Annotated in this window: 10 protein-coding genes; 9 read left to right on the forward strand and 1 reads right to left on the reverse strand. The window is 72.7% G+C overall.

Annotated features, from left to right (window positions below; translation table 11 throughout):
- The first annotated feature begins 227 nt into the window (after positions 1-227).
- The 5 genes from gltB (at position 228) to ACZ46W_RS13885 (ending at position 9,221) form a co-directional block, all read left to right on the forward strand.
- A complete protein-coding gene (gltB, locus tag ACZ46W_RS13865; protein ID WP_468336229.1) occupies positions 228-4,790 on the forward strand; it encodes a glutamate synthase large subunit in 4,563 nt (1,520 codons plus the stop codon).
- Positions 4,783-6,243: a glutamate synthase subunit beta gene (locus ACZ46W_RS13870; protein WP_468336232.1), complete on the forward strand. Its 1,461-nt coding sequence runs from the start codon at positions 4,783-4,785 to the stop codon at positions 6,241-6,243. The genes gltB and ACZ46W_RS13870 overlap by 8 nt, the downstream gene beginning before the upstream one ends.
- Positions 6,244-6,732: 489 nt before the next feature.
- Positions 6,733-7,716: a hypothetical protein gene (locus tag ACZ46W_RS13875; protein ID WP_468336235.1), complete on the forward strand. Its 984-nt coding sequence runs from the start codon at positions 6,733-6,735 to the stop codon at positions 7,714-7,716.
- A gap of 10 nt (positions 7,717-7,726) precedes the next feature.
- The gene (locus ACZ46W_RS13880) at positions 7,727-8,389 is read left to right on the forward strand and encodes a hypothetical protein (protein ID WP_468336238.1); all 663 of its coding nucleotides are present in this window, start codon (positions 7,727-7,729) and stop codon (positions 8,387-8,389) included.
- The gene (locus ACZ46W_RS13885) at positions 8,370-9,221 is read left to right on the forward strand and encodes an inositol monophosphatase family protein (protein WP_468336241.1); all 852 of its coding nucleotides are present in this window, start codon (positions 8,370-8,372) and stop codon (positions 9,219-9,221) included. The genes ACZ46W_RS13880 and ACZ46W_RS13885 overlap by 20 nt, the downstream gene beginning before the upstream one ends.
- 1 nt (position 9,222) lies before the next feature.
- Here ACZ46W_RS13885 and ACZ46W_RS13890 read toward each other — a convergent pair whose 3' ends face one another.
- The gene (locus tag ACZ46W_RS13890; RefSeq protein WP_468337011.1) at positions 9,223-10,386 is read right to left on the reverse strand and encodes an SLC13 family permease; all 1,164 of its coding nucleotides are present in this window, start codon (positions 10,384-10,386) and stop codon (positions 9,223-9,225) included.
- A gap of 122 nt (positions 10,387-10,508) precedes the next feature.
- Here ACZ46W_RS13890 and ACZ46W_RS13895 point away from each other — a divergent pair, with 122 nt between their 5' ends.
- From ACZ46W_RS13895 to ACZ46W_RS13910, 4 genes are all read left to right on the forward strand, one after another.
- Positions 10,509-16,352, forward strand: coding sequence for a WD40 domain-containing protein (locus ACZ46W_RS13895; RefSeq protein ID WP_468336244.1), 5,844 nt, complete (start codon positions 10,509-10,511; stop codon positions 16,350-16,352).
- A gap of 21 nt (positions 16,353-16,373) precedes the next feature.
- Positions 16,374-17,090, forward strand: a complete 717-nt coding sequence (locus tag ACZ46W_RS13900; RefSeq protein ID WP_468336247.1) for a vWA domain-containing protein — start codon at positions 16,374-16,376, stop codon at positions 17,088-17,090.
- The gene (locus ACZ46W_RS13905) at positions 17,087-17,638 is read left to right on the forward strand and encodes a HutD/Ves family protein (RefSeq protein WP_468336250.1); all 552 of its coding nucleotides are present in this window, start codon (positions 17,087-17,089) and stop codon (positions 17,636-17,638) included. Before ACZ46W_RS13900 ends, ACZ46W_RS13905 begins: the two co-directional genes overlap by 4 nt.
- 95 nt (positions 17,639-17,733) lie before the next feature.
- A complete protein-coding gene (locus ACZ46W_RS13910) occupies positions 17,734-18,189 on the forward strand; it encodes a hypothetical protein (protein WP_468336253.1) in 456 nt (151 codons plus the stop codon).
- Positions 18,190-18,627: the final 438 nt, after the last annotated feature.

Genomic DNA, 18,627 nt, shown 5'->3' on the forward strand with positions numbered 1-18,627 from the left:
GGCAATGAAGCCCGCGCTCCCCCGTAGGCCGCCGGACGACGATCCTTCGACGGCCTGCCCCTGGAAGCCGATGAACCACCTCCACCGCCACCAGCGGTGTCCGCATGCTGGAATGAGCTATCCGTTCTTCGAGAAGCACTCCATCATGTAACCTGCACGAAATTTCGCGGAGGGCCAACGTCGTCCCTCTGGCACTTGCATATGCCACGACGACGACGGGAGAGCCGATGCGTTCCGACGCCTGGTCGCCCATGGACGGTCGCCCCGCCCCGCAGGGTATGTACGACCCCCGCAACGAGCACGACGCCTGCGGTGTCGGGTTCGTCGCCACCCTCACCGGTGTCGCCAGCCACGCGCTGGTGGAGCAGGCGCTGACCGTTCTGCGCAACCTGGAGCACCGGGGCGCCACCGGCTCCGAGCCCGACTCCGGCGACGGCGCGGGCATCCTCCTCCAGGTCCCGGACGCGTTCCTCCGCGAGGTCACCGACTTCGAGCTCCCGGCAGCCGGCGAGTACGCCGTCGGTATCGCCTTCCTCCCCGCCGACGGCTCCGCACAGGCCGTCGAGCGGATCGAGGCGATCGCCGCGGAGGAGAACCTGACCGTCCTCGGCTGGCGCGACGTCCCCGTCGCCCCCGAGCTGCTCGGCGCCACCGCCCGCTCCACCATGCCGGCCTTCCGCCAGCTCTTCGTCAGCGACGGCGGTACGAGCACGGGCATCGCCCTGGACCGCAAGGCGTTCGTGCTGCGCAAGCGCGCCGAGCGCGAGGCCGGGGTGTACTTCCCCTCGCTCTCCGCCCGCACCATCGTCTACAAGGGCATGCTCACCACCGGTCAGCTCGAGCCCTTCTTCCCGGACCTGTCGGACCGCCGCTGCGCCACCGCCGTCGCGCTCGTCCACTCCCGGTTCTCCACCAACACCTTCCCGAGCTGGCCGCTGGCCCACCCGTACCGCTTCGTCGCGCACAACGGCGAGATCAACACGGTCAAGGGCAACCGCAACTGGATGCGGGCGCGTGAGTCGCAGCTCGTCTCCGACCTCTTCGGGCAGGAGAAGCTGGACCGGATCTTCCCGGTCTGCACGCCGGACGCCTCCGACTCCGCCTCCTTCGACGAGGTGCTGGAGCTGCTCCACCTCGGTGGCCGTTCGCTGCCGCACAGCGTCCTGATGATGGTCCCCGAGGCGTGGGAGAACCACGACTCCATGGACCCGGCCCGGCGCGCCTTCTACCAGTACCACTCCACGATGATGGAGCCCTGGGACGGCCCCGCCTGTGTCACCTTCACCGACGGCACCCAGGTCGGCGCCGTTCTCGACCGCAACGGTCTGCGCCCCGGCCGCTACTGGGTCACCGATGAGGGCCTGGTCGTGCTGTCCTCCGAGGTCGGCGTCCTCGACATCGACCCCGCCAAGGTCGTCCGCAAGGGCCGCCTCCAGCCCGGCAAGATGTTCCTCGTCGACACCGCCGAGCACCGCATCATCGAGGACGACGAGATCAAGGCCGCCCTCGCCGCCGAGCACCCGTACCAGGACTGGCTGGAGAGCGGGATCATCGAGCTCGAGGACCTCCCCGAGCGCGAGCACATCGTCCACACCCACGCCTCGGTCACCCGCCGCCAGCAGACCTTCGGCTACACCGAGGAGGAGCTGCGCGTCCTCCTCGCGCCGATGGCCCGCACCGGCGCCGAGCCGATCGGCTCCATGGGCACGGACTCGCCGATCGCCGCGCTCTCCGAGCGCCCGCGACTGCTGTTCGACTACTTCACCCAGCTCTTCGCGCAGGTCACCAACCCGCCGCTGGACGCCATCCGCGAGGAGCTCGTCACCTCGCTGCACTCCTCGCTCGGCCCCCAGGGCAACCTGCTGGAGCCGACCGCGGCCTCGTGCCGGTCGGTGACCCTGCCGTTCCCCGTCATCGACAACGACGAGCTGGCCAAGCTCATCCACATCAACGCCGACGGCGACATGCCCGGCATGAAGGCCACCACGCTCTCCGGCCTCTACCGGGTCTCCGGCGGCGGCGAGGCCCTGGCCGCCCGCATCGAGGAGATCTGCGCCGAGGCCGACGCCGCCATCGAGGGCGGCGCCCGCCTGATCGTGCTCTCCGACCGGCACTCCGACGCCGAGCACGCGCCGATCCCGTCGCTGCTCCTCACCTCGGCCGTCCACCACCACCTCATCCGCACCAAGCAGCGTACCCAGGTGGGCCTGCTGGTCGAGGCCGGTGACGTCCGCGAGGTGCACCACGTCGCGCTGCTCATCGGCTACGGCGCCGCCGCCGTCAACCCGTACCTCGCCATGGAGTCCGTCGAGGACCTGGTCCGCGCCGGCACCTTCGTCGAGGGACTGGAGCCCGAGCAGGCGATCCGCAACCTGATCTACGCCCTCGGCAAGGGCGTCCTGAAGGTCATGTCCAAGATGGGCATCTCGACCGTCGCCTCCTACCGCGGCGCGCAGGTCTTCGAGGCCGTCGGCCTGGACGAGGCCTTCGTCGAGAAGTACTTCAACGGCACCGCCACCAAGATCGGCGGCGCCGGCCTGGACGTCGTCGCCAAGGAGGTCGCCGCCCGCCACGCCAAGGCGTACCCCGCCTCCGGCATCCCCTCCGCGCACCGCGCGCTGGAGATCGGCGGCGAGTACCAGTGGCGCCGCGAGGGCGAGCCGCACCTGTTCGACCCGGAGACGGTCTTCCGCCTCCAGCACGCCACGCGCTCCGGCCGCTACGACATCTTCAAGAAGTACACGGACCGGGTGAACGAGCAGTCCGAGCGCCTGATGACGCTGCGCGGCCTGTTCGGCTTCAAGTCCGACCGCCCCTCGATCCCGATCGAGGAGGTCGAGCCGGCGTCCGAGATCGTCAAGCGGTTCTCCACCGGCGCCATGTCGTACGGCTCCATCTCCCAGGAGGCGCACGAGACCCTCGCCATCGCGATGAACCAGCTCGGCGGCAAGTCGAACACCGGTGAGGGCGGCGAGGACCCCGAGCGCCTCTACGACCCGGCGCGGCGTTCGTCGATCAAGCAGGTCGCCTCCGGCCGCTTCGGCGTCACCTCCGAGTACCTGGTCAACGCGGACGACATCCAGATCAAGATGGCCCAGGGCGCGAAGCCCGGCGAGGGCGGCCAGCTCCCGGGCCACAAGGTCTACCCGTGGGTCGCCAAGACCCGGCACTCCACCCCGGGTGTCGGCCTGATCTCCCCGCCGCCGCACCACGACATCTACTCCATCGAGGACCTGGCCCAGCTCATCCACGACCTCAAGAACGCCAACCCGGCCGCCCGCATCCACGTGAAGCTGGTGTCCGAGGTCGGCGTGGGTACGGTCGCCGCCGGTGTGTCCAAGGCCCACGCGGACGTCGTGCTGATCTCCGGCCACGACGGCGGTACGGGCGCCTCGCCGCTCACGTCGCTGAAGCACGCGGGCGGCCCCTGGGAGCTCGGCCTCGCCGAGACCCAGCAGACCCTGCTGCTCAACGGCCTGCGCGACCGGATCGTCGTCCAGACCGACGGCCAGCTCAAGACCGGCCGTGACGTCGTCATCGCCGCGCTGCTCGGCGCCGAGGAGTTCGGTTTCGCGACCGCGCCGCTCGTCGTCTCCGGCTGCGTCATGATGCGCGTCTGCCACCTCGACACCTGCCCGGTCGGCATCGCCACCCAGAACCCGGTGCTGCGCGACCGCTTCTCCGGCAAGGCCGAGTACGTCGTCAACTTCTTCCAGTTCATCGCGGAGGAGGTGCGCGAGCTCCTCGCCGAGCTGGGCTTCCGCACGCTGGAGGAGGCCGTCGGCCACGCCGAGCTGCTCGACACCACCCGTGCCGTGAACCACTGGAAGGCGCAGGGCCTGGACCTGGAGCCGCTGTTCTACGTGCCCGAGCTGCCCGAGGGCGCGGTGCGCCACCAGCTCGTCGAGCAGGACCACGGCCTGGAGAAGGCGCTCGACAACCAGCTCATCGAGCTGGCCGCCGAAGCGCTCGGCGCCGCCTCCGCGGAGGAGGCCCAGCCGGTCCGCGCCCAGGTCGCGATCCGCAACATCAACCGCACGGTCGGCACCATGCTCGGCCACGAGGTGACGAAGAAGTTCGGTGGCGCGGGCCTGCCCGACGACACCATCGACATCACCTTCACCGGCTCGGCCGGCCAGTCCTTCGGCGCGTTCGTGCCGCGCGGCATCACGCTGCGCCTGGAGGGCGACGCCAACGACTACGTCGGCAAGGGCCTGTCCGGCGGCCGGGTGATCGTCCGCCCCGACCGGGGCGCCGACCACCTGGCCGAGTACTCCACCATCGCGGGCAACACCATCGCGTACGGCGCGACCGGCGGCGAGATCTTCCTCCGCGGCCGCACCGGCGAGCGGTTCTGCGTCCGCAACTCCGGCGCGCTGGTCGTCTCCGAGGGCGTGGGCGACCACGGCTGCGAGTACATGACCGGCGGTCACGCGGTCGTCCTCGGCGAGACGGGCCGCAACTTCGCGGCCGGTATGTCGGGTGGCGTCGCGTACGTCATCGACCTCGACCGGGACAACGTCAACTCCGGCAACCTCGGCGCGATCGAGGCCCTGGACGAGACGGACCAGGCGTGGCTGCACGACGTCGTGCGCCGCCACCACGAGGAGACGGGCTCGACCGTCGCCGAGAAGCTCCTTGCCGACTGGGACACCGCGGTGACCCGATTCAGCAAGATCATCCCGACCACGTACAAGGCAGTGCTCGCCGCCAAGGACGCCGCTGAGCTCGCCGGTCTCTCCGAGCAGGAGACCACCGAGAAGATGATGGAGGCGGCGACCAATGGCTGACCCCAAGGGCTTCCTGACCACCGGGCGCGAGGTCGCCAAGACCCGGCCCGTGGCCGAGCGCGTCAAGGACTGGAACGAGGTCTACGTCCCCGGCTCCCTGCTGCCGATCATCAGCAAGCAGGCCGGCCGGTGCATGGACTGCGGCATCCCGTTCTGCCACAACGGCTGCCCGCTCGGAAACCTCATCCCCGAGTGGAACGACTACGCCTACCGCGAGGACTGGTCCGCCGCCTCGGAGCGGCTGCACGCCACCAACAACTTCCCGGAGTTCACCGGGCGGCTGTGCCCGGCTCCGTGCGAGTCGGCGTGCGTGCTGGGCATCAACCAGCCCGCCGTCACCATCAAGAACGTCGAGGTCTCGATCATCGACAAGGCGTGGGACTCCGGTGACGTCACGCCGCAGCCGCCGGAGCGGCTGTCCGGCAAGACCGTCGCCGTCATCGGCTCCGGCCCGGCCGGTCTCGCCGCCGCGCAGCAGCTCACCCGGGCCGGCCACACGGTCGCCGTGTACGAGCGGGCCGACCGCATCGGCGGCCTGCTGCGGTACGGCATCCCCGAGTTCAAGATGGAGAAGGTGCACATCAACCGGCGCATCGAGCAGATGCGCGCGGAGGGCACCAAGTTCCGCACCGAGATCGAAATCGGCCGCGACATCGACGCCGCGAAGCTGCGCCAGCGGTACGACGCCGTCGTCATCGCCGCCGGTGCCACCGTCTCGCGCGACCTGCCGGTCCCCGGCCGGGACCTCAAGGGCATCCACTTCGCGATGGAGTACCTGCCGCTCGCCAACAAGGTGCAGGAGGGCGACTTCATCCAGCCGCCCATCACCGCCGAGGGCAAGCACGTCGTCGTCATCGGCGGCGGCGACACCGGAGCGGACTGCGTGGGCACCGCCCACCGCCAGGGCGCGGCCTCCGTCACCCAGCTCGAGATCATGCCGAAGCCGGGCGAGGAGCGGAACGCGGGCCAGCCCTGGCCGACCTTCCCGATGCTCTACAAGGTCACCTCGGCCCACGAGGAGGGCGGCGAGCGGATCTACTCCGTCTCCACCACCCACTTCGAGGGCGACGAGGACGGCAACGTCCAGTTCCTCCACCTGGTGGAGGTGGAGTTCAAGGACGGCAAGTTGGAGCAGAAGCCGGGCACGGAGCGCAAGATCCCGGCCCAGCTCGTCACCCTCGCCATGGGCTTCACGGGCACCGACCAGTCCAACGGCCTGGTCCAGCAGTTCGGCCTGGAGCTCGACGAGCGCGGCAACATCGCGCGCGACGAGAACTTCGCGACCAACGTGGACGGCGTCTTCGTCGCCGGTGACGCGGGCCGCGGCCAGTCGCTGATCGTCTGGGCCATCGCCGAAGGCCGCTCGGCGGCGCGCGGCGTGGACCGCTACCTGACCGGCGCCAGCGAACTCCCGGCCCCGATCCGCCCGACGGACCGCGCGCTCACGGTCTGACACCCACCGGCCGGGCGTCCCGCACAGCGTTGTGCGGGCCGCCCCCGGCCACCACCCCCGGGCCACCACCCCCGGGCCACCACCCCCGGGCCCACCGCCCCCGGGCCACCCCGGCCGCCGGGCACGCGGCGATGGCGCCGAGCCGCCGCAGACGGCCGGTGCGCAGCCGCGGCGCCGCACGCGGTAGAGTCTGGGGGCCGGTACGGACGACCGGCTCTGCCTACGCGCATCCACTGGGCGCCCCGCACGACGTGGTGCGCGACGCCCCGGGCCGTTGACGCCCCGCACGGCACCACCGCCCTCCCCGCCACGCGGGCCGGGCACCCCTCATACGTCCCGTACAACGGCGTGCGGAACACAGCAGCGCCTGCCGTGTCCCCGACCGGACCTTCGGCAGGCGCTGCGCCCTGTGTGCGCCACGTGCGCCCTGTCGGTGGGCGCACCGCGTCTCCTACGATCGGTTACCCGATCGGGGGAGGGGATGCGGTCATGGCGTTGCCGGAGCGAACGGAGCGAACGGAGCGAACGGGGCGGACGAACCGGGTGGAGCGGGCGGTCGCCTTCTGCCTGCGCAACTTCGAGGTGGTCTTCGCGGCCGGGATCGGTCTGACCGTCGGCTTCCTGGACATCTTCGGCGACCAGCTCATCGAGTCCGACCTGGCCTCCGGCGCCACCCTCGTCGTCCTCGGCGCCCTCGCCGTCGGCTCCCTGTCCGAGCGGGTCCGCCGCCCGCACGCCATCCAGGAGGCCATGGCGGGCACCCGCCGCGCCATCGAGGACCTCACCATGGTCCGCTCCCTGGCCGGCAACGAGGTCCGCGAGGCGCTCCGCGAGGCACGCCAGGGCACCAACCTCTGGTACTTCAAGGGCGGCACCGGCACCTACCTCAGAGCCGTCACCCTCCCTCAGTGCGTACGCGCCGCCAAGGAGCAGCGCTCCCAGCTCAACGTCAAGATCGAAATACTCAACCCCGCCGACGAGCAGGCGTGCGGCGCCTACGCCCAGTTCCGCCGCATGTTCTCCGGCAGCCGCTCCCAGACCGGGGACGTGTGGACCGCCGGCCGGGCCCGCAAGGAGTCGTACGCCACCGTCCTCGCCGCCTGCTGGTTCCGCATGCAGCTCACCACGCTCGACATCAGCGTCCACCTGTCGTCGACCGTGCCGACGCTCCGCTTCGACCTGTCCGATTCCAGCCTCATCATCACCCAGGACGACCCCTCCAGGGTCAACCTGGAGGTCAAGCGTGGACAGCCGCTGTACGACTACTACCTGACGGAGCTTCATCAGAGCCGCGAGCAGGCAAGCGCGGTCGACCTGCGCAACGCCACCCTTCTCAGCCTGTCCCCGACCGTCGACGAGGTGCGCGCCCTGTTCGACGCGCTCGCGCTGCCCCTGCCCCGTACCTTCACCGACGCCGACGTCGGCGAGGTCATCGCCAAGGCCCTGCACGCAGAGGACCCCTACGGGAGGTGAACCGTCCGCCATGGACGACATGGACGACATGGACGAGCTGGACACCCGGCAAGACGACCCCATGCGCAGTCACGTCGACACCTTCGTTCCCGTCCTGGAGGAGATCGCCTCGGGGAAGCGGGACCTGTCCGCCGTCCGGCACCCGCTCGGCTTCCTGTGCCTGCCGCTGGTCCGGGAGGGAGCCGACGGCGTCTGCGTCCACCTCTTCGGCGGCGGCCGCGACACCGCCGAGGTGCCGCCGCTGCACGCCCACAGCTGGGAACTGCGCAGCCACGTCCTGTACGGGGAGGTCGGCAACGTCCGCGTACGCGTACGGGACGACACCGACACGCCCACCCACCGCGTCTTCGAGGTGCACAGCGGTCCCGGCGGGGTGGACGAGATACGGCCCACCGCGCGGCTGGTGCGCGGCGAGCCCGGGCCCGTCCACCACAGCCCGGCGGGGGAGACGTACGCACTCGAAGCGGGCGAGTTCCACACCACGGTGGTGACACCGGGCCGCGCGGCCGCCACCCTCGTCCTGGGACGGTCCCTGCCCGGCGGACGGGACCTGTCGCTCGGCCCGCTCGACGGGCCGCCGCGCCGCACCACCCGCCGGCTGTACGGGACCGAGGCGACCATGCGGGCCGTGCGCACGGCCCTGGGGAGGATCCATGCAGAACGCCGCGCCTGACATCGGCCGCCGCCCGCCGTTCGCGGCCGAACGCCGGGTGGCCGTCGCCGCGGCCGAGGCGACCGGACGGCTGCTGCGCGGCCACTTCGCCGAAGCGAAGGCGGTACGGACCAAGGGCACGCACGGCGACGTGGTCACCGACCTGGACCTGGCCGCCGAGGAGCTGATCCTCGCCCGGCTCCGGCGCCACTTCCCGCACGACCGGATCCTCTCCGAGGAGGCCGGGCTGCTGGAGACGGGCAACGGCCGCACCTGGCTGGTCGACCCGCTGGACGGCAGCAACAACGTGGCCATCGGCCTGCCCGCGTACGTCGTCGGCATCGGGCTGTGCGTCGGGGACACTCCGGTCGTCGGCGTCGTCCACGAACCCGTCACCGGCCGCACCTGGCACGCCGTCACCGGGCAGGGCGCCCACGACGACGACGGCACCCGGCTGCGCGGCCCGTGCGGCACCCTGCCGGGGCCCGGACCCGTGCTCGCCTGGACGCAGGGCCACGCCGTGGGGCGCGGCGACCCCACGGCGACGGCGCTGCGCGGCGCGCTGGAGCGGCGCTGCCGGCGCGTCCTGCAACTGTGGGCGCCGCTGCTGGGCTGGAGCATGCTGGCGCGCGGCACCATCGACGGGTTCGTCGGCTACCGCGCCGAGGGCGTCGACCTGCCCCCCGGGGCCCTGCTCGCCGCCGAGGCGGGCGCGGAGCTGCGCACCCTGCGCGGCGCGCCGTTCCGGCCCGGCTTCACCGGCCCCGACTCCGGGCGCAGCTTCGTTGCCGCCCGGGCGGAAACCCTCACCTACGTACTCGAAGAGGTCGCCGCCGCCCTTCGCGGCGCCTGAATCACGACGTCGCCGCCAACGCCACCGTCGCCGCCAGCGTGCCCGACGCGGCCAGCACCAGGCTCGTGCCCATGAAACGGCCCAGGGCGATGCGGGTGCCGTGCCAGCGGCAGCGCTCGAACCACAGCAGGGTCGCCAGCGACGCCCACGGGGTGACCAGCGGACCCACGTTGACGCCGATCAGCAGCCCCAGCAACTGCTCCCGGTGCCCGAGCGGTACCACCGCCTCACCGGCCACGTACGCCGGGAGGTTGTTGAGCGCGTTGGAGAACCCCGCCCCCACCGCCGCCGTGCGCAGCACCCCCAGCGGGCCCTCCTGGGCACCGATCGCCGACGCCAGTATCCGGTCCATGCCCAGCGCGCCGGCCGTCTCCACCACCAGGAACATCCCCGGCACCAGCACCAGCAGCCGCCACGGCACCAGCGACCACCGCAGCTCCTCGCGGCGGCGCCGTGCGAACGCCACCGCGACCACCAGCGCCGCCGTCGTCGACGCCGCCCACAGCGGCACCAGGTCGACCAGCAGCACCAGCAGGAACCCGCCGCACGCCAGCGCGCACACCCGCAGCAGCACCGGGTCGGCGGGACGCGGCGGCTCCGGCGGGACGTAACGGTCCTCGCCACGCCGTCCGCGCCGCCAGTAGAACAGCCACAGGCACACCATCGTCGCCACGATCGCCGCCACCTGCGGCGGCCACATCACGGCCGCCATCTGCGACGGCGACAGCGCCACCCGGTCCGCCGCCAGCAGGTTCGTCAGGTTCGACACGGGCAGCAGCAGGCTCGCCGTGTTCGCGAGCCACACCGTCGTCATCGCCAGCGGCACCGCCGCGATGCCCACCCGGGTCGCCAGCGCCAGCATCACCGGCGTCAACAGCACGGCCGTCGTGTCCAGATTGAGGGTGATCGTGGTCACCGACGCGAACACCACGCAGAGCCCGAACAGAAGCGCGTAACTGCCCTTCCCCGCCCGCGCCACCCAGGTGGCGACCACGTCGAAGACCTCGGCCTTCCCCGTCAGCTCCGCCAGCACGATCACCGTCGCCAGGAACACCAGCAGCGGCCCGATCCTGGCCAGCACGTCGGACGCCGGACCGGACGGCAGCAGGCCCGTGGCGACCGCGACCAGTCCCAGCGCGAGGAGCCCGGCGGCCAGCCAGTCCAGCGGATGCAGGCGTCCACCCACACGTACGCTCACACGTCCGATCGTGCGTCCGAGGAAAGTCACGGGGACGAGCATAGATTTTCCCCCGGACACCGCACCCCGGCGCGTCCTAATGTGGACCCATGCTGAGGGGTGACGAAACAGGGCAGCGCACCAGCGAATTGGACTTCTTCATCAGCTACTCGCCCGCCGACGAGGCCTGGGCGTCCTGGATCGCCTGGACACTGGAAGAGGCCGGATACCGCACCGTCGTACAGGCCTGGGACTTCGTCCCCGGCAGCAACTTCATCGACTTCATGGACCGCGGCGTCAGCGAGTCCGCCGCCGTCATCGCCGTCCTCTCCCGCCACTATGAGCGCTCCACCTACGGCCGGATGGAGTGGACCGCCGCCCTCCGCGCCGACCCCGAGACCCCGGAACGGCGCCTGCTCACCGTCCGCGTGGACGACATCCCCGTCGAAGGGCTGCTCGCCACCATCACCTACGTCGACCTCGTCGGCGTCCACGACAGCGCGGCCGCCCGCTCCCTCCTCCTCGCCCGCGTCGAGCAGGCCCTCGACGGCCACGCCCGCCCCGGCCGCCGCCCCGGCTACCCCGGCGACGCGGCCACCGCCCGCACCACCGGACAGCCCGTCGCCCCCGAGGCCCGGCTGCCCGCCCAGCGGTGGATCGGCGGCCCCGGCTGGGCCGGCCGCAGACGCCCCCAGAAGGCGCCCCGCTACCCGCAGGGCCCGCACAGCGCCGCCGCCCAGGACGCCGTCACCGTACTCCACCTCGCCGGCCCCGACTTCGGGCGCGGCCGCGAACCCGAGGCGCTGCGCCGCGAGATCCGCGGCGACCTCATCGTGCTGCGCGACAGCGGCGCGCCCGCCCCCGACCTGCTCGTCGTCACCGGCGACCTCACCGCCTCCGGCAGCCCCCGCGAATGCGACCAGGCCCTCGCCTTCCTCACCTCCGTACGCTCCCTGCTCGACCTGCCGCCGCAGCGCGTCGTCATCGTCCCCGGCGCCCAGGACGTCAACCAGTCCGCGTGCCGCGCCTACTTCCACACCTGTGAGGCCGACGAGGTCGCCCCGCAGCCCCCGTACTGGCCCAAGTGGCGCCACTACACCCGGCTGTTCCGCAGCTTCTACCACGGCCTCGACACCGTCTTCGACAGCGACCAGCCCTGGACGCTGTTCCCCGTGCCGGAACTGAACACCGTCATCGCCGGGTTCAACTCGTCCATCGCCTACAGCCACCGCCTGGAGGACCAGTACGGCCACATCGGCCGCGACCAGGCCGCCTGGTTCGCCGAGGCGCTGCGCACCTACGAGGAGGAGGGCTGGCTCCGGATCGGCGCCCTGCGCCACCCTCTCACCCCCGGCACCCGCCCCGGCGACGCCGAGGGCGGACCCGGCGCCCTCGACGACTCCGCCACCCTCACCGAACTCGCCGCACCCCGCCTCCACCTGCTCCTGCACGGCCCCACCGGCGGCCCCCGCACCACCGGCTCCGTCCCCAGCCACACCCGGCTGCCCGGCACCGGCGCCGACCCCGGCGCCGGCCTGCCCGTCCTCGGCGCCGCCGCCCCCGCCCGCTTCCAACTGCTGCGCATCGCCGCCGACGGCATCACCCGCTGGTACGACCGCGGCCGCACCGGACCGGAGACCTTCCCCGGCACCTGGCCCCGCGCCCGCCGGATCTTCCCCGCCGCCGACGTCACCGTCACCAGCGCCGCCGACCCCGACCCCGTCCACGAGCACACCCCCTTCGACGAGCCCCCCGACTCGCTCACCGAGCGCGTCAAAGAGGTGTGCCTGGCCCGCCGCGACGGCGTACGGCTGCGTGACGTGCCCCGCCGCACACCCGGCGACATGGCCCAGCTCATGGTCACCTGGCGCGAGGAGGGCGTCGTCCGCCAGCTCCGGATCGCCATCCACCCCGGCACCCCCACCGAGGACCAGCTCGACCGGTTCCTCGCCCAGCTCCACGCCACCGGCCCCGGCGTCGAAGCCGAACTCGTCCACGACGGCCCCGCCCCCGCCCAGGCGTTACGCGACCGCGCCGTCCGCCACGGCATCCGCGTCCGCAGCTTCCTCGAATTCCAGGGCCTGCTCGACCTGCGCGGCTACGTCGCCGCCCAGACCGGCCGCCTCCTCGCCAGCGACAGCTACGCCCCCGTCCGCTACCTCCCCCAGCGCTACCGCGACGCCGACCGCCCCGACATGGACGCCGGCGCCGAACACGACAACCTCGTCGAAGACCTGCTGGAACTCCTGGAAGCCGACCACGGCCGGTTCGTCCTGCTCCTCGGCGACTTCGGCCACGGCAAGACCTTCGCGCTGCGCGAGCTCGCCCGCCGCATCCCCGAGGAACTCCCGCACCTCACCCCGCTGCTCATCCCGCTCAACACCCTCGACCGGGCCCACAGCCTCGAAGGACTCGTCGCCGCCCACCTCGCCGGCAACGGCGTCGACACCATCGACCTCCGCGCGCTGCGCTACATGCTCGCCCAGGGCCGCGTCGTCCTCCTCTTCGACGGATTCGACGAACTCGTCAACCGCGTCAGCTACGACCGTGCCGCCGACCACCTCCAAGTACTCCTCGACGCCGCCGTCGACAACGCCAAGATCGTCGTCTCCAGCCGCACCCAGCACTTCAAGTCCCACGAACAGGTCCTCACCGCCCTCGGCGAACGCGTCGGCCTGCTGCCGCAGCGCCGCATCCTGTCCGTGCAGGGCTTCACCCCCGACCAGATCCGCGCCTACCTCGCCAAGAGCTACGGCGACGAGGACGCCGCCGCACGCCGCTTCCAGCTCCTGCAGAACATCCCCGACCTGCTCGCCCTGTGCCGCAACCCCCGGCTGCTGTCGTTCGTCGCCCAGTTGGGCACCGACCGGCTGCGCGCCGTCGCCGGAGCCGGCCGCGCGCTGAGCCCCGCCCGCCTCTACGAGGACATCTTCACCTCCTGGCTCCAGTACGAGGCCGACCGCGGCCGCAAGGGCCCCGGCTCCCCGCCCGGCCTCACCCTCACCGAACTGTGGGCCGCCGTCACCGCGCTCGCCCAGCGCCTGTGGGAATCCGGCCGCACCGCGCTGCGCCTGGACGAGCTCACCGACGCCGTCGCCGACACCCTCAGCCGCCTCACCGAAACCGCCCGCTCCAGCCTCGAACTCGGCCACGCCGTAGGCGCCGGCAGCCTCCTCGTCCGCACCGACGACGGGCTGTTCCACTTCATCCACGGCTCCGTCGAGGAGTGGCTGATCGCCCGCGAGGCCGCCCTCCGCCTCGACAACGGCGACGACGGGCTCCTCCACGCCCGCGCCCTCAGCCGCCTCGCCGTCGAGTTCCTCTGCGACCTCGCCGACCACGAACGGTGCGTCCAGTGGGTACGCGAGACCCTCGGCGGCCACACCACGGCGGGCGAGACCGCCCGCGCCAACGCCGTCCGCATCGGCGACCGGCTCCGCGTACCCGCCCACGCCGATCTGCGCGGCGCCCGCCTGGCCGGCGAGGACCTCTCCCACCGGGACTTCTCCGGCGTCGACCTCACCGGCGCCGACCTCACCGACACCCGCCTCGTCGGCGCCAACCTCCAGCAGGCCGACCTCACCGACGCCCGCCTCACCGGCGCCCGCCTCGACCGTGCCGACCTGCGCGGCGCGAACCTCACCGGCGCCGACCTCCGCCGCGCCCGCCTCACCCGCACCGACCTGCGCGACGCCCGCCTCACCGGCAGCCGCTGGCACCGCGCCGCCCTCATCGACCCCGTCGTCGACGACACCACCCGCGCCGCACCCGAACTCCGCACCGCCGCCCTCGCCCCCGGCATGCCCGTCGACGCCAGTTGCCGCCCCTCTTCCGTGGGCGTCCCCTACGGCTACGGCATGCGCACCGGCCGGCTGCCCGAACCCATCGCGTACAGCCCCGACGGCGAACTCCTCCTCGTCGGCAGCGAGGACGGCGGCATCCTCGTCTGCGACACCGCGGACGGCCGCGCGCTGCGCACCCTCCAGGGCCACGAGGGGCGGGTGTACGCCGTCAAGCACGCCCCCGGCGTCATCGCCAGCGGCGGCTCCGACGGTGTCGTACGCCTGTGGGACCCCGTCTCCGGCGAGTGCCGCCACCGCCTGGACATCCACCCCGACGGGGTGTGGCCGGTCACACTGAGCGCCGACGGCACCCGGCTCGCCACCGGTGACGCCGAAGGACTGGTCACCGTCTGGGACGTGGCCACCGGCGAGCCCGTGCACCGGCTGCCCGGCCACGTCGCGCCCGTCTACACCGCCGTCTTCAGCCCCGAAGGGCACACGCTCGTCACGGGCGACGCCGCCGCCGACGTACGGATGTGGTCCGTGGACAGCGGGCGCTGCGAACGCGAGCTGCCCCGCCACGGCGGCGCCGTCTACCGGGCGCGGTACAGCCCCGACGGCACGCTGATCGCCACCGGCGACCGGGCCGGGACGGTACGCGTCTGGCAGGCCGACGAGGGCCGGCTGCGGCAGGAGTTCGCCGGGCACACCGGGCGCGTCTACACCCTCGACTTCCACCCCGGCGGGCGGCTGCTGGTCAGCGGCTGCACCGACGGCCAGGTCCGGATGTGGGACCCGGTCGTCGGCACCCCGCTCGGCAGCCTGGAGCGCTGCCCGGGCGCGCTGTACCAGGTCCAGTTCAGCGCCGACGGCAAACTGCTCGCCGGCTGCGACAGCGACGGCACGGTCCGGCTGTGGACGGTCACCAGCACACCCCGCCAGGGCCACGTCGTCACCCTCCACGCCCGCCGGCCCACCCCGCACCGGGGCTCCGCCTGGGCGTGCGCGTTCCACCCGCACGAGCCGCAGCTCCTGACCGTCGGCAACGACGGCGGCGCGCAGATCTGGGAGGCCGCCACCGGCCAGGGCAAGCGCATCCTGCGCGGTCACGGCCGGCGCGTCACCGGCGTCACGTTCAGCGCCGACGGCACCCGCCTCGCCTCCTGCGGCAGCGACGGCGCCGTACGGCTGTGGGACACCCGCACCGGCGCGCGCACCGAGGAGCTCACCGGGCGCGGCGACCGGCTCGTCTCGGCCGCCTTCAGCCCCGTCCGGTCGGTCCTCGGCACCGCCAGCAACGACGGCGGCATCTACCTGTGGAACCAGGACGGCGAGTTCCTGCGCGAACTGGACGCCGAGACCGAGCACATCTGGGCCCAGGCGTTCAACCACACGGGCGACCTGCTGGCGACCGCCAACGACGACGACACCGTCCGCCTGTGGATCCGCACCACCGGCGCCCGCATCGCCACCCTCGACCGGCACCGGGGCCGGGTGCGGTCCATCGCCTTCCGTGCCGACAACTCGCGCGGCGACCTGCTCGCCACCGGCTGCGACGACAGTTTCGTACGGCTGTGGGAAGCGCGCGAGGGCCGTCTGCTCGCCGAGCTGTCCGGACACGAGGACCGGGTGTACGGCGTCGCCTTCGGACCCGGCGACGCCTGGCTCGCCAGCGCCTCCTGGGACGGCACCGTCATCGTCCGGCACGACGGCGAGGCCCGCCCACGGCTCCGGCTGCGGGCCGGCGGCGGCAAGCTGTGGACGGTCGCCGCGCACCCCTCGCGGCCGGTCATCGCCGCCGCCGGCGACAACCGCACGGTCGTCCTGTGGAACGCCGACACCGGCGCCCGGCTCGCCGAACTCACCGGCCACACCGGCCGCGTCCTGTCGGTCGCGTTCAGCCCGGACGGCACCGCACTGGCCAGCGGCGCCGAGGACGGCACGGCGCGCCTGTGGAACCTCCCCGCCGACGGCGGCGCCCCGTCGCCGCGCGCCACCCTCATCGGCGTACAGGGCGGCTGGGCGGCACTGACACCGTCCGGTGGCTACAAGTACGAGGGGAACGTGGCGGGCGAGTTCTGGCACGTGGTGGGCATGTACCGGTTCCAGCCGGGGGAGTTGGACGAGCTCGTGCCGGGGGTGCGCCGGCTGCCGCTCGGGGAGGAGCTGTGACCGTCGCCTAGTCTGATCGTCATGCCGATCAGCCTCCGGAAGATGGAAGAGACCGCCCCAGAGCTGGTCAGCCTCTACAAGAGCGCGGGCGTCAGCCTGCGCAAGCACGGGCTGAGCGGCGAGCGGGCGGCGGTCTACCTGGTCATCGACTACTCGGGGTCGATGAAGCCGTACTACAAGGACGGCAGCGTGCAGGCCCTCGCCGACCGGGTGCTGGGCCTGTCGGCCAACCTCGACGACGACGGGCGGGTGCCGGTGGTCTTCTTCTCCACGGACATCGACGCCGAGACCGACATCGCGCTCGCCGACCACCAGGGCCGGATCGAGCGGATCGTGGCGGGCCTCGGCCACATGGGCAAGACCAGCTACCACCTGGCCATGGACGCGGTCATCGACCACTACCTCGACAGCGGCGCCACCGCCCCGGCGCTGGTCGTCTTCCAGACGGACGGCGGACCCATCAACAAGCTCGCCGCCGAGCGCTACCTGTGCAAGGCGGCGAAACTGCCGCTGTTCTGGCAGTTCATCGGCTTCGGCGACCCCGGCAGCCGCCAGTTCGAGTTCCTGCGCAAGCTCGACGAGCTGGCCGTCCCGGGCAAGCGGTGCGTGGACAACGCGGGCTTCTTCCACGCGGGCACCGACCCGCGCCGCGTCCCGGACGCCGAGCTGTACGACCGGCTGGTCGCCGAGTTCCCCGCCTGGCTCACCGCCGCCCGCGCGCAGGGCATCGTGCGGTGAGCACCGTACTGCGAGCGGCCGGCCGGACGGCGGTGCCGTGGAAGAACGGCGGCGGCGTCACGCGCGAGATCGCCGCGTACCCCGGGGGCGCCGGCCTGGAGGGATTCGACTGGCGGGTGAGCCTCGCCGACGTCCGCGCGGACGGGCCGTTCTCCGCCTTCCCCGGTACGGAACGCGTCCTGACCGTCGTCGACGGCACGGGCATGGACCTCGACGCCGGCGGACGGCACCTGCTCGCCGAGCGGTACGTCCCCCGGCCATTCCCCGGCGACGTCCCGACCGAGGGGCGGCTCCTCGCCGGGCCGGTCGTCAACCTGAACGTGATGTACCGGCGCGGCGCGGTCCGGGCGGCGGTCGCGGTGGTGCGGGGCGAGCTGACCGTGGCGGCTCCGCCGGACGCGACGGTGCTCGTCGTCGCCCTGGACGGCCCGGCTGAGGTGGCGGGCGCCCAACTGGGCCGTTACGACGCCGTGTTGTGCGACGCGCCCGGGGCTGCCGTGCGTACGGACGGGCACGCGGCGGTCGTCACGCTCGGCCGAACGGGCTGAGCCGGGCGTGTGATTGTCCCCGGCCCCTCGTGACCGGCCGCGCCCGCCGGGTAGTGCTGCACCTCGGGGCAGACCACCGGACAGGAGACATTCACATGCGCCGTGCAGGTTTCGTCGTCGCCGCCACGACCGCGCTCACCCTGGGATCCGCCGGGCAGGGCTGGGCGACCACCTCCAGTGGTGACATCACCGCTAGCTGGGGAGACCGGACCCGCATCCAGGTGACCTGGGTCGACAAGCACTCCTTCCGCGACGGAACGCTCGCCGTCGCCGACCAGACGTGCGACGACAAGTCCCTCTACGCCACGCTCACCGTCCGGACGGGCTCCGGCGCCACGCGCTCGCTGGGCGACAGGCACAACACCCGCGGCTGCGGCACGACCGCCGACTTCCGGGACATCCGGGCCACGGACCCGAGCGGCATCAGAAGCGTCACGATGACCCTGTGCCGCCGGTCGGCCGGCGCCGCCGACCACTGCGAGACCCGGTACATCACCGCCAACCCGTACTTCGGATTCGGGGCCGTGTCCGGACTCGGCTTCGGACTCTGACACCCGGCATCAGCGTGTGTACTCCCTCAGGTAACGGAGCACCTTCTCCACATGGGGGCGGGTGCGTTCCGGTACGCCACGGGCCTCGATCACGGTCTTGTCGCTGGTGCGGTAGCCGGCGGCGAATGGCGGCGAGGAACGCCGGGGTGACCTCGGGGTCCGTGCAGCGCTTGGCGGCGTTCGTGATGGTCGCGCGCAGGGCGACCGGCACGTCCGAGTCCGGGGGAATGGCTCCGGGCGGGCCGGACGCGGCCCCGGTCGCGGCCGGCTGCTCGCGCCACTCCGGCGGCAGCCCGTCGTCGAGGCGGAGCTGCGCCGAACCGGCGGCGTAGGATGCGCGAGTTGGGCACAGCCCTCGCGGCGCTGGGCCTGGCGGCCCTCGGCGTCGCGGTCCCCACGTCCGCCCAGGCGTGACCGTCCCCCTCCCGCACAGACGGC

It is taken from the genome of Streptomyces sp. NPDC031064 (assembly GCF_055570965.1).